General features: G+C 71.0%; 9 protein-coding genes. 8 read left to right on the top strand and 1 reads right to left on the bottom strand.

Going from position 1 to position 12,438, the window contains the following annotated elements; translation table 11 throughout:
• Nucleotides 1-213 precede the first annotated feature (213 nt).
• The 7 genes from ACFV9M_RS32885 to ACFV9M_RS32915 all read left to right on the top strand — a co-directional run bounded on the left by ACFV9M_RS32885 (nucleotide 214) and on the right by ACFV9M_RS32915 (nucleotide 10,180).
• Nucleotides 214-975, top strand: coding sequence for a TnsA-like heteromeric transposase endonuclease subunit (locus ACFV9M_RS32885; protein WP_385076418.1), 762 nt, complete (start codon nucleotides 214-216; stop codon nucleotides 973-975).
• Nucleotides 963-3,080, top strand: a complete 2,118-nt coding sequence (locus ACFV9M_RS32890; RefSeq protein ID WP_385076421.1) for a Mu transposase C-terminal domain-containing protein — start codon at nucleotides 963-965, stop codon at nucleotides 3,078-3,080. Before ACFV9M_RS32885 ends, ACFV9M_RS32890 begins: the two co-directional genes overlap by 13 nt.
• A gap of 188 nt (nucleotides 3,081-3,268) precedes the next feature.
• Entirely contained in the window at nucleotides 3,269-4,093 is an 825-nt protein-coding gene (locus ACFV9M_RS32895) for a TniB family NTP-binding protein (protein ID WP_385076424.1), read from the top strand.
• Nucleotides 4,094-6,035: 1,942 nt separating this feature from the next.
• Nucleotides 6,036-7,259 (top strand): MFS transporter, encoded by a 1,224-nt coding sequence (locus tag ACFV9M_RS32900; RefSeq protein ID WP_385076426.1) that lies wholly within the window; start codon nucleotides 6,036-6,038, stop codon nucleotides 7,257-7,259.
• A 189-nt stretch (nucleotides 7,260-7,448) separates the two neighbouring features.
• Entirely contained in the window at nucleotides 7,449-8,105 is a 657-nt protein-coding gene (locus ACFV9M_RS32905; protein WP_385076428.1) for a PadR family transcriptional regulator, read from the top strand.
• 292 nt (nucleotides 8,106-8,397) lie between these two features.
• On the top strand, nucleotides 8,398-9,129 hold the full coding sequence (locus tag ACFV9M_RS32910) for a Clp protease N-terminal domain-containing protein (RefSeq protein ID WP_385076431.1): 732 nt from the start codon (nucleotides 8,398-8,400) through the stop codon (nucleotides 9,127-9,129).
• Between the two features lie 46 nt (nucleotides 9,130-9,175).
• Nucleotides 9,176-10,180, top strand: a complete 1,005-nt coding sequence (locus ACFV9M_RS32915) for a DMT family transporter (RefSeq protein ID WP_385076433.1) — start codon at nucleotides 9,176-9,178, stop codon at nucleotides 10,178-10,180.
• A 162-nt stretch (nucleotides 10,181-10,342) separates the two neighbouring features.
• Here ACFV9M_RS32915 and ACFV9M_RS32920 read toward each other — a convergent pair whose 3' ends face one another.
• Nucleotides 10,343-11,038, bottom strand: a complete 696-nt coding sequence (locus ACFV9M_RS32920; RefSeq protein WP_385076436.1) for a pyridoxamine 5'-phosphate oxidase family protein — start codon at nucleotides 11,036-11,038, stop codon at nucleotides 10,343-10,345.
• A 35-nt stretch (nucleotides 11,039-11,073) separates the two neighbouring features.
• On the opposite strand from ACFV9M_RS32920, the gene ACFV9M_RS32925 reads away from it, so the two are divergent.
• Complete coding sequence (locus ACFV9M_RS32925; RefSeq protein ID WP_385076438.1) at nucleotides 11,074-12,405, top strand: aminotransferase class I/II-fold pyridoxal phosphate-dependent enzyme; 1,332 nt, start codon at nucleotides 11,074-11,076, stop codon at nucleotides 12,403-12,405.
• Nucleotides 12,406-12,438 lie beyond the last annotated feature (33 nt).

Genomic DNA, 12,438 nt, shown 5'->3' on the forward strand with positions numbered 1-12,438 from the left:
CAGTGTCGCGCATCATCATGCAAAGGCTGTGCCGGGCGGGCGGGTGGATAGGCGGCAGAACGTCCTTGGGGCTGGTCATCCGGCGAAGATGTGGGGGGCTTGTCATCTGTCCTGTCTCATCGAAGATTCCGTGAATCTCAGCGAAGGTGAACGGGTGCCCGTTAGTCTCACTGAAGGTTGAGCACCTGCTCGGCTTTCTGAGCTGGGGGTGCGGTGGACGCGCTGTCGCGTGCGTACAGCGATGAGGCGTTAGCAGCGTTTGAGCTGGACTTTCACAGCGACGGAGAGCGACGCAGGCTCCCGCTGGGGGCGAGTTGGCAGGTTCCGTTCGAGGCGGTCGAACCTGTCCGGCCCTTCCGTTGGGAGAAGGACACACCGGGCTTCGCCGGCTGGTACTACTCGGTGACCGCGCGGGATCACGTGGGCTACGAGTCGTGGCTGGAGCGGGACCGGTTGATCCTGCTCGACAGAGATCCGCAGGTGAGGGCGATATCGTCGCAGCCCTTCTGGCTGCACTGGCACGACGGCAGGCGACAGCGCCGCCACGCTCCCGATTACTTCGTCCGGCTGGCCGCCGGGCAGGCCCGGGTCGTGGACGTCCGTGCCGCCGAGGACATGGATCGGCGGGCACGAGAGGCCTTCGCGGCGACCGAGCGGGCCTGCGAGGCGGTGGGCTGGCAGTTTGAGTGGGTCGGCTGTCCGGATCCGGTGCTCATGGCCAACATCCGGTGGCTGGCGCGGTATCGCCGGGCACGCGCCGGTCGGCCGGTGGCCGTGGCCGAGCGTCTCCTGGAGGTATTCAGCGAGCCGAAGGTCTTGTGGGAGGGAGCCGAGCTGGTGGGCGACCGGATCCAGGTTCTGCCCGTGCTGTTCCACCTGCTGTGGTCGGGAAAGCTGGAGACCGATCTGTTGGGAGGGCTGTTGGAGACCGGGAGCCTGGTCTGGACGAAGGGGTGCCATCGGTGGGCAGGCTGAGGCGCCCGCCGACTCTGGCTGTCGGCGAGAGAGTCCGGTTCGACGGGCAGGTCCGGGGAGTGCTCGAAGTGACCGCGCAGGCCGCGGTCCTGGAGGACGCCGAGACTCCGCACCGCGTGGTGGCTTTGATCGAGTTGTTCGAGGCGGAGGACTTCGAGGTCTTGTTCCGCCCGGAGCGGATGCCGTTGCCTGCATCGTCCGTTCTGGAGACGCTCCCGGCGACAGCCGTGCAGCAGGCGCTGTGGTGGGAGGGCCACATCCTGGAAGTGGTACACGGACTGCCGCCGGACGCGAAACCCGGAACGAAACCGCGCGAGGAGTACGGGCCGGGCACGTCGCTGACCGCGCGGGAGAAGGCCAAGGCGGCTGAACTGTCCCGGTCTGGCCGTCCGGTGACGGCCAGCACGGTCGCCCGGCTGCGTCGCCGCTACCTGAAGGACGGGGTTGCCGGGCTGGCCGATGGCCGAGCGGCCCGCAAACGGTCGGCGTTCGGGGCGGTGGATCCCCGGGTGGTGGACGCGATGCGCCAGGCCATCAGGGAAGGCGTCGACACCTCCACCCGGACCGCGTCCTATCTCATCTGGAGAGCGAAGGAGATCCTCACCCAGGCCGAGACCGAGTCCGAGGTCGAGGACGGACGACAGGTGGTGGCTCCGTGGCCGTCCAGGGCCACTCTCTACCGGCTGGTGGAGAAGCTGACGGCGGGCACCCACACGACGGGCTCGGCGGTGACGCGCCGGTCGAAGGCTCACACGGCGGCCGCCCCCTTCGGGGAACTGACGGTGACCGCTCCGGGCGAGGTCATGCAGATCGACTCCACCCCGCTCGACGTGATGGTCCGCCTCGACAACGGGGTCGTCGGCAAGGTTGAGCTCACCGGCATGATCGACGTCGCTACCCGGACTCCGACGGCGCTCGTGCTGCGGCCGTCGACGAAGTCGGTCGATGCCAGCGTGCTGCTGGCCAGGACCGTGACGCCGGAGTTGATGCGGCCGGGCTGGGTCGACGCGCTGAAGATGTCCCGCTCCGTGCTGCCGCACCGCAGGCTGCTGACGTTGGATGAGCGCGTGGAGCACGCGGCCGCCAGGCCGGTGATCGTCCCGGAAATGATCGTCTGCGATCACGGGAAGGTGTTCATCTCGCACAACTTCCGGGCCTCCTGCCGGTTCCTGGAGATTGACTTCCAGCCCACGCACAAGGGTTCGCCCTTCGAGAAGGGCCACATCGAGAAAATGCTGGGCTCGGTCGCCACAATGTTCGCGCAGTTCCTCCCCGGCTACACCGGCCGCAACACCGACCGCCGTGGCCGGCACCCGGAGAAGGAGAACCTGTGGTCGCTGCCCGAGTTGCAGGAACTGCTCGACGAGTGGGTTGTCGCCAAGTGGCAGAACCGTCCCCACGAAGGGCTGCGTGACCCCGATCATCCGGGCCGGCTGTTCACGCCGAACCAGAAGTACGCCGCACTGGTTGAGTCCTGCGGCTACGTCCCGGTCGCACTGAGTGGCCAGGACTACATCGAGCTTCTGCCCGCGGCCTGGCGGGCCGTCAACTCCTACGGCATCCGGATCAACAACCGCACCTACGACGCCCCGGAACTCGGACCGATGCGACGGCAGCACTCCAGTGTCGCCGCCAAGCGAGGGCTGTGGGAGGTCCACCGCGACCCCTACGACGTCTCCCGAGTCTGGGTACGCAACCACCGCGGAAACGGCGAATGGGTCCAGGCGACCTGGAAATACCTGAACCGGGTGCCGGTCCCGTTCGGCGACCTCGCCTGGGACCACGTCAGCCACCAGCTGCCCAAGGCCACCGAGGAAGAACTCGCCGAGGTCGTGACCGCCTTGCTGACCCGCGCACATGCCGGCCCTGCCCAGGCTGCCGAGGGCAAGAAGAGCAAGAAAGACAAGCCCTCCAAGCGGGACCGCCAGGTGACCGCACGAACCAGAGCCACGGCTCCGTCCGCGGTCACTCCGCCGCCCGACCCGTCCCCGGTCGCCGCGGACGAGCCCACCGCGGAAGAACAGCTGGAAGACGAAGAGCCGATGGCCGACGTGATCCCGCTTGGCCTGTTCGACCCGCGCGAGGCCCCCTGGAGACGTTCATGACCACACCGCACGTCCTGCCCTTCGAGTCGGACGGGCACCTGAGTACGCGCCCGGGCTGGTGCGAGTTCGCGTAAGATCCGCCGATTCCGCCGATCTTTCTGTCCGAACGCGAGTACGCGGCGCTGAGCGATGCCGACCTCGCCCGCGACACCGAGGACCGTCTGGACCACCACACCCGCCTGCAAGTGGTGGCCACGTCCACGGTCCGCCACACCGTCACCACCGGTCGGCGTCTGATCCTGCTGAACCGGCACGCTGTCAGCGCCCGCCGCGGCCTGATGGTCTCCGAGCCTGCGGGCACCGGAAAAACCATCGCGATCACCCAGCTCGGCCTCGCCCACGAGGTCCAGGACCGGGACCGCCACCCGAACTCGCCCGACCGCATCCCGGTCCTCTACATCACCGTTCCGCCAGCCGCGACACCCCGCATGATTGCTGCCGAGTTCGCGCGCTTCCTCGGACTGCCCACGACCCGCCAGTTCAACATCACCGACATCATCGAGTCCGTCGTCGGGGTCTGCACCAAGGGCCGCACCGGCCTGGTCCTGGTCGACGAAATCCACAACATCTCACTCACCAGCCGCACCGGAGCCGAAGTCGCCGACACCCTCAAGTACTTCTCCGAACGCATCCCGGCCACATTCGTCTACGCGGGCATCGACGTCGAGCACAGCACCCTGCTCTCCGGCACCCGCGGGGCTCAGATCGCCGGACGTTTCACCCTGATCCCCTCCCATTCCTTCCCCTACAACGCCGAATGGAAGGCGCTGGTCAAAGCGCTGGAGAAGACGTTGCTCCTACGCCGTCACACGCCGGGCACGCTCGCCCGTCTCGACCGGTTCCTCCACGACCGGACCGGCGGGATGATCGGCGCGCTCTCGCACCAGATCCGAGGAGCGGCGATCGACGCGATCCTCAGCGGCACCGAGAAGATCACGAAGAAGGACCTGGAGAACGTCCCCCTCGACGTCGCCGCAACCGCCCGGATGAGTACAGGGGAGGACAGGAGTTGACCAGCAGGGCCTGGGTCGGCCAGGCGCTCGTCCCCCTGCCCTTCCAGGTCAGGCCCGTCGCCGACGAAGGCCGCGACAGGTTCGTCGCGCGCCTCGCCGAGGCCAACTTCCTCAAGACGTACTACCTTCGGAAGGTCTTGCGAGAGCCGCCCGACTACCACGGACCCGTGCTATGGCAAAGCCTGGGAGCCGTCACCGGGCGTGACCCAGTCGAACTCGGCAACATCCTGGGACACTCCCGTTGCAGGGAATGCGGCATCGCCCTGCCCCTGGACGACACGGCGACTGAACGCCGGACGTGCTCTGCTGCCTGCCGAACGAAGAGCTACCGCCGACGGATCCGCCACCAAGCCGACGAACTCCTGACGCATCGTCTGATCGTCTGCGCAGGCTGCGGCCAGAATGCCGAAGTTCCCGCAGAGCAACACCACCGCCGTTACTGTTCACGAACCTGTCGCCAACTGGCCCACGAGCAGCGGCGACGCGAGCTGCAGAAGCTCACGATCAAGGCTTGTGAAACATGCGGGAGTCCCCTGGGAAAACTCGTCAGCAAACGCTGGTGCTCGAAGCGCTGCGTCGACTGGGCATCGCGGAAGCGCACAGGACTCACCACTGCCCCGTTCCCCGGAGCCCCTTACCCAGGTCAGCCGACAACCTGTTCCGAATGTGATGGTCCACTCCAGCTAGAAAGCCGCAGAATACGCCTGACGTGCTCACCGGTCTGCAAAACGCGGGCCTCCCGACGTCGACGAGCGGCACGGCTCGCTGCGGAAGCCACGTGACACAGCCCAGCACGAACGGCGAGTCGATCGCCAGGCTCCCCTTCCAGGTCCGGCCGATCGCTGGTGAAGGCTGCTACGCCTTCATCGCCCGTCTCGCCCGCGCCAACTGCCTTGAGCCCGCCCACCTGCGTCGCTTCCTCGCCGGACCGCCCGGATTCCGCGGCAGACCATCCTGGGAACGACTCGCCGCCGTCACTGGCCGCGACGCCGGACTGCTTAGGAAGACGCTCGACACAGTGAAGTGCAAGGAGTGCGGCTCTGGCTTCCTGCTCCACCGCTCGTTCGGCAACCTGCCCCGCTACTGCTCCGCCCGATGCCGCTCTGGCCGATTCCTCAAACGAGAGGTCATGGAGCCCTGCCGGATCTGCAAGCAACCCATGAAGATCCAGTTCGGCCAACGCCACCGGCTCTGTTCCTCCGCCTGCCGCCGAGCGGCCTACATCGAACGTCGACTTCGCCAGAAGTACGCCCCTGACCACGACGAACCCCACATCTGCGCTGCCTGCGAGAGCCCCCTGCCGCCCACCTCCGAACGCACCTGCTCGCAGAAGTGCAGCCAACAGATCACCCGCTGGGACTGGATGATCGAAGACTACGGGCTCCCCCTGCCCTCAAGAGCATGCGCGTTCTGCGGAACCCCGGTGGCAGCAAAGTCTCCGGCTGACCCCCATCGCCGCTGGTGCAGCCGCCGATGCCGCACATGGGCATCCCACGGCCACGACCCGGCCACCTTCTTCAACCCGCTGATCTGCGGACAATGCCAGAAGCCATTTGAGCGCCCGGGCGGCAGAGATCGGCGCTGGTGCTCACGCAAGTGCTACCGGCTATCCCGAGGCTGGCCCGAGACGCCATCCACTTTGCGAGTAGCTCTTCCTGAGTGAGATCGCTGATCAGGCCAGGAGATCGTAGTTGTGCTGGTCAGGGCAAGGCAGAGCCGTTCGCCTTGCTTCTGGGGGTGTTCGTTTCTGCGCGCCGTTCCTCTACGCTTGAGGAGGTCATCAACTACCGCATGACATCTGCCCGGTGATGGAGTCGGCGTGGGGTGCGCGTCCCCGCTCCACGCCACCAACTGGACGGCCTCAGGCGCAGCCACGGGTCGGCACATCCGGACGCCGACGACCCCGTTGGCGCGTCCCGCCGGGCGGCGAAAGGGATGCGTCGTGCCTTCGGCTTCGACGAACTACCGCACCCTGCTGCGCACTTCGGGTGCAGCGGCCTTCTTCCTTCCCGCAGCTGTCGGGCGTCTGGGCATCGCCATGACGGGGATCGGCATCGTCTGGCTGGTGCACGCACGCACCGGGTCGTATGCCGCCGCGGGTCTCGTCACCGGCGGGTTCGCTGTCGCGGACGCCGTCGCCGGGCCTCAAATCGGGCGCCTTGTCGACCGGTTCGGGCAGGCGCGGGTGCTTCCCTGCGCGCTGGGCTCCCATGCCGGGGCCGTGGCGCTGCTGCTCGCCGGCGCTGTTCCGGACCTCGTCGCCGGAGTGCTCGTCGGGGCAACGGTGCCCCAGCTCGGTGCCCTGTCCGCCGCTCGCTGGTCCGCCCTGCTGTCCGGCGAACGGGCTGCCGCGCTGCCCACCGCCTTCGCCCTGGAGGCCCTCGCCAACGGCGTGTCCTACATGGCCGGCCCGGCCCTGGTGAGCGTCCTCGGTGCGGCGGGCCACCCGGGCGCCGGGGTGCTGCTCGCCGCCGCTCTCGTCGTCGGCGGCGGGCTCGCCCTTGCCGTCCAGCGCCGCACCATGCCGCCCCTCACCGGCCGCGCTGAACGCCGGCACGCCGGACGTGCCCTGCTCCGCTCCGCATTCCTGCGGCAGGTCGCCCTCGGCCTCGCGCTCGGGGTGTTCTTCGGCGCGATGCAGGTATCCGTCACCGCATATGCCGTCGAACGCGGCACACCAGACGCGGCAGCACTGCTCTACTTTGCCTCCAACTGCACCAACCTGGTGGGTGGTTGGGCCTACGGAGCATGGCGCCACGGCGGCTCACCCCGGCGCCACCAGGCCGCAGCCGCCGCCTGCCTCACCGTCGCGAGCCTCCCGCTGACCTTCCTCGACGCGCCCCTCGCGGTCGGCGCCACCCTCGCCCTGACCGGACTCGCTGTCCCGGTCCTCCTGATCCTCACCTCCGTCCTCACCGAGTCGTCGGTCCCGCGCGCCGTCCTCACCCAGGCGTTCACCTGGGGCAACTCGGCAAGCGCGGCGGGAATAGCGGGCGCCGCGGCGGTCGCGGGGCGGGTGGTGGACGCGGGGCGGGTGGTGGACGCGGGCGGTGCGCACGGCGGTTTCGGTGTCGCTGCGGGGGCCGCGGTGGTGATGACGGTCCTGGCGCTCGGCGGTCTACGGGACTCATCACCGGACGTGACCGAAGTGGTCAATCTTCGCTGAGACAAACCAGCAGTTCGTCAAGCTTCGCTGAGACGAAGACCGATCAGTGCAGCTTGCCTGAGATCGGCCCAACCTTCGCTGAGACAGGTCATTGTCATCCGAGAAGCCGGGGGCTTGCCATCCGAACACTTCCGATATATCGTTGACGCATCGCGACAGATCAACGATGGAATGAATGGAGTGATGGCGATGCGTAGCCACGGATTCGAGCGTGGACATCGGCAGGGCGGCCCCTCCCGGCGTGGCCGGGGTGGTCTCGGGCCGGACTTCGAAGGGCGACGGGCGGCCTTCGGCCCCTTCGGGCCGGGTGGTCCGGGGTTCGGCCCCGGTGGTCCCGGTGGTGGCTTCGGGCCGGGCTTCGGCCCCGGGCCCTGGGGCGGCCGAGGGCGCGGAGGGCCCAGGGGAAGGGCGCGGCGCGGTGACGTACGGGCCTCGATCCTGGCCCTGCTCAAGGAACGGCCCATGCACGGTTACGAGATGATCCAGGAGATCGCCGAGCGCAGCGGCGGCGCGTGGAAGCCGAGCCCCGGCTCGGTGTACCCCACGCTCCAGCTGCTGGAGGACGAGGGCCTGATCAGCAGTGAGTCGGAGGGTGGCAAGAAGCTGTTCTCGCTCACCGACGCGGGCCGTACGGCGGCCGAGGACGGCCCGGACGCCCCCTGGGAGGAAGCCTCCCGCGGGGTCGACTGGGAGGCCCTCGGCGAGATCCGCCAGGCCGGCTTCGGCCTGATGGAGGCCTTCGGCCAGGTCTGGAAGACCGGCAGCAAGGAGCAGCGCGAGAAGGCGCTGGCCGTCATCAACGACGCGCGCAAGAAGCTGTACCTGATCCTCGCCGACGAGGACTGACGGCCTCCCCGCCGTGAGACGGGCGCCCCGCGGGACCACCCCGCGGGGCGCCCGTCGCGCGTACGGCGCCGCCCGGGCGGCCGTAGGGCTTGGAGCGTGGGGCGGGGGCGGGAGTGCGGGGCGCGGGCGGCAGTGTGCAGCAGGAAGCGTGCCCCGCTGAGCGGACAACGGCCGAATATCCTCCCTGGGGAGGAGATTTCGTACCCCGGGGTCCGCTCCGCGTGGGATGCGTAGATGCTCCCCTCCGTTGATGACGTCCCACGCCGGGGCTGATGGGGTGGGGGATGTGCACATGCGTACCTCAGGGCCCTCGTCCGGCGAGATCCCCCGGCAGCCGGGCGGCGACGAGGCGGCCCGCGCCGTGGACGGCGACGCCGGGCTCAGCGCCGAACTGACGGCGGCGCTCGCCGGCGCGCGCCGCCGCGCCGCCCGGGACGGGGACCGGCAGATCGACACGGCCCACCTCCTGCACTCCCTCCTGGAGCACGACCCCGAGGTGCGCGCCGCGTTCGACGGCAGCCCCCGGCTCGCCCGGCTCCTCGGCTACCTCGCCCAGCGCAGCATCGGCTACGGCCTGCGCTGGCAGGGCGGGGTCGAGGACTCCGGAGCCCTGCCGCTCGTCTCCGCCGACGACGACTCCGACGCCCCCGCGGCGGGGCCGGTGGTGGAGCCGGTGACCGGGTCGGTGGCGGGGTCGGCGAACGGGCCGGTGGGGCCGGTGACCCGGCCGGGGGCGGGGCCGGCGGTCGGGTCGGCAGGTGAGCCGGCCGCCGCGGAGCCCGGCGCCCCGCCGGACCTCCCCGCCGCCGAGGGCTTCTCGCCCGTCGCCGCCGCCGCGCTGCGGCACGCGCGCGTGCGCGCCGCCGGCCGCGCCGACGGCACGGCGGCCCGTGGCGTCGACCTGCTGGTGGCGCTCGTCGCCGATCCCGGCGCCCGGGCCGTCGAGGTCCTGGGCCGTGCCGGCGTCGACGTCCGCGCGGTGCGGGCAGGGCTCCCGGACGCCGGTTCCCCGTCCAGCCGCTGAGACAGGTGTCAACAAGGATGACGCTCATGTCGTCGCCTGTCATCATGTGCCGGTGCAGACGTCTGTGAGCAGTCAGGGCAACCACGGAAGGGCCGTCGGGCTCTCGCTGGCCATCGGGTCGGCCATCGCCTTCGGCGGATCCGGGGTGGCGGCGAAACCGCTGATCGAGGCGGGCCTCGATCCGCTGCACGTGGTGTGGCTCCGGGTGACCGGTGCGGCCCTGGTGATGCTCCCGCTCGCCGTGCGCCACCGGGTGCTGCTGCGCCGCCGGCCCGCTCTCCTCGCCGGGTTCGGCCTGCTCGGCGTGGCCGGTGTCCAGGCCTTCTACTTCGCGGCCATCTCCCGTATACCCGTCGGCGTCGCGCTGCTCGTCGAGTACCTCGCGCCCGCCCTGGTGCTGGGCTGGGTGCGGTTCGTGCAGCGGCGGCCCGTGACGCGTGCCGCCGCGCTCGGTGTGGTCCTCGCGGCAGGCGGGCTCGCCTGTGTCGTCGAGATCTGGTCGGGGCTCGGCTTCGACGCCCTCGGACTGCTCCTCGCGCTGGCCGCCGCCTGCTGCCAGGTCGGCTACTTCGTCCTGTCCGACCAGGGCAGCGATTCCGGCGACGGCGCCCCGGACCCGCTCGGCGTCATCGCGTACGGCCTCCTCACCGGAGCCGCCGTCCTCACCGTCGTCGCCCGCCCCTGGAGCATGGACTGGTCCGTACTGGCCCACTCCGCCCGTATGGACGGCACCGAGGTCCCGGCCTGGCTGCTGCTCGCCTGGATCGTGCTGATCGCCACGGTCGTCGCGTACGTCACCGGCGTGGTCTCCGTGCGCCGGCTCTCTCCGCAGGTCGCCGGGGTGGTGGCCTGCCTGGAGGCGGTCATCGCCACCGTCCTGGCCTGGTTCCTGCTCGGTGAGCGCCTCTCGGCCCCGCAGATCGCGGGCGGCGCGGTGGTCCTGCTGGGCGCGTTCATCGCCCAGTCGTCCACGCCGTCCAAGGGCACCGCCCAGCCGGTGGCGGGCGGCAGCCCCGAGCGGGAGCTGTCCGCGCGCGGGACGGCTGCCTGAGGGGCGGGTCATGCCTTCGGGCGCCCGCGTCCCACCGTCCCCGGCCGCCTGAGCCGGGCCCTCCGGGCCCTCCGGGCCCTCCGGGCCTCACACCCGATCACTGCCGGACCGGTACCGGACCTGTGCGTGTCCTGGTGCCGGCCGTCCGCCGGTGGACCGGGGTCACAGTGCGGCGAGGTAGTCCGGGACGGCCGTGCCGGGCGCGAGGTCGGCGTCCGGGAGCGGAGCGCCGTAGCCCTTGAGCAGGGGGACCACGCCCGCCCAGTGGGGGAGCGCGAGGTCCTCGGGTTCCTCGTTCACCCCGCCGGTGCGGGTCTTGGCCGAGACCTCGTTCAGGTCGAGGCGGATCACCGCGGTGGCCGCCAGTTCCTTCTTGTCGGCGGGCCGGGAGTCGGCGGCCCGGCCGGGGACGACCTGGTCGACCAGGGCGTCGAGCGCCGCCCGCTTCTCCTGCGGGTCGGTCACGTCGTACGCGAGGCCGTGCACCACCACGGAGCGGTAGTTGATCGAGTGGTGGAACGCCGAGCGGGCCAGGACGAGACCGTCGACGTGGGTCACGGTCAGGCACACCGGCAGCCCCGGGTCGGCCTGTCCCGCCATCCGCAGCGGGCGGGACCCCGTCGAGCCGTGGACGTACAGCGTCTCTCCGACCCGGCCGTACAGCGTCGGCAGCACGACCGGCGCGCCGTCGCGGACGAACCCCAGATGGCAGACGTACCCCTCGTCGAGTATCGCGTGCACGAGGGCCCTGTCGTAGGAGGCCTTCTGCGCGGACCGGGTGGGGACCGTGCGGTCGGTCGGGGTGTAGGCGGCGGGCGGCGTCGGCTGTGCGGTCCCCCGCACGATCCTCTCCTGCATGGCGCTCTCCATTGCACTAGTGCATAATTGACTTTGTGCTAGGAGAGTATCCGATCAAAGGTCGGCGCGCAGCCGACATCTCCGCGAGCGTCGAGCGCGCGGTGGCGGCCGGCGACCTGAGTCCCGGGCAGCCCCTGCCCCCCATGCGTGAGCTGGCGGAACACCTCGGGGTGAACCCCAACACCGTCGCGGCCGCGTACCGCACCCTGCGCGAGCGCGCGGTGATCGAGACCGACGGACGCCGCGGCAGCCGGGTGCGGTCGAAACCGGCCACCACCGGGCGCGACTTCATCCGGGTGGAGGTCCCGGAGGGGGTGCGGGACGCGGCTGTCGGCAACCCCGATCCCGCCCTCCTGCCCCCCCTGGCGCCGGCCTTCGCCTGGGCCGCCGCACAGGGCGACCGCGAGCCGGCCCTGTACGGACAGGAGCCCGTGGAGCCCGAACTCACGCGCCTGGCCCGGGCGGAACTCGACGCGGACGGCGTCCCGGCCGGGCCCCTGGCCGTCACCTCCGGCTCCCTGGACGCCATCGAACGCGTCCTCGCCGCGCACCTCAGGCCCGGTGACACCGTGGCCGTCGAGGACCCCGGCTGGGGATCGCTGCTCGACCTCGTACCGGCGCTCGGACTGCGCACGACCCCGGTCGGCCTGGACGACGACGGGCCGCTGCCCGAGGACGTGGACCGCGCCCTGCGGGCCGGGGCGCGCGCCCTGATCGTCACCGACCGGGCGCAGAACCCGACCGGCGCCGCGGTGAGCGCCCCCCGCGCGCGTGCCCTGCGCGGCGTGCTGCGCGAGCACCCGCACACCCTGCTCGTCGAGGACGACCACGGTCACCGGATCGTCGACCTGCCCCTGCACGTCCTCGCGGGGGCCACCCGGCACTGGGCGTTCGTACGCTCGGCCGCCAAGGCGTACGGCCCCGACCTGCGGCTCGCCGTCCTCACCGGGGACGACCTCACCCTGGACCGGGTCCGGGGGCGGCAGCGACTCGGGCCCGGCTGGGTCAGCCGGATCACCCAGCGGGCCGTCGCGCGCCTGTGGGCCGACGGCGCGGTCGACGGGCGGAGGGTCGCGGCGTCGTACGGCGGCCGCCGCGACGCGTTGCTCGCGGCGCTGGCGGAGCGGGGCGTCGAGGCGCGCGGGCGCAGCGGGATGAACGTGTGGGTGCCCGTGCCGGACGAGACGGGAGCGGTCGCGCGGCTGCTGAGCGCGGGGTGGGCGGTCGCGCCGGGGGCGCGGTTCCGGCTCGGCTCACCGCCCGCGATCCGGATCACCGTCTCGGCGCTGCGCGAGGGGGAGACCCGAGCCCTGGCCGACGCCGTCGCGTCGTCCGTGCGGTCCGTGCCGGGCCGCGGCCTCGTCTGAGCCGTGCCATCTGAGTCGTAGGCCCGAGCCGTG

It is taken from the genome of Streptomyces sp. NPDC059895 (assembly GCF_042731035.1).
Lineage (GTDB): Bacteria > Actinomycetota > Actinomycetes > Streptomycetales > Streptomycetaceae > Streptomyces.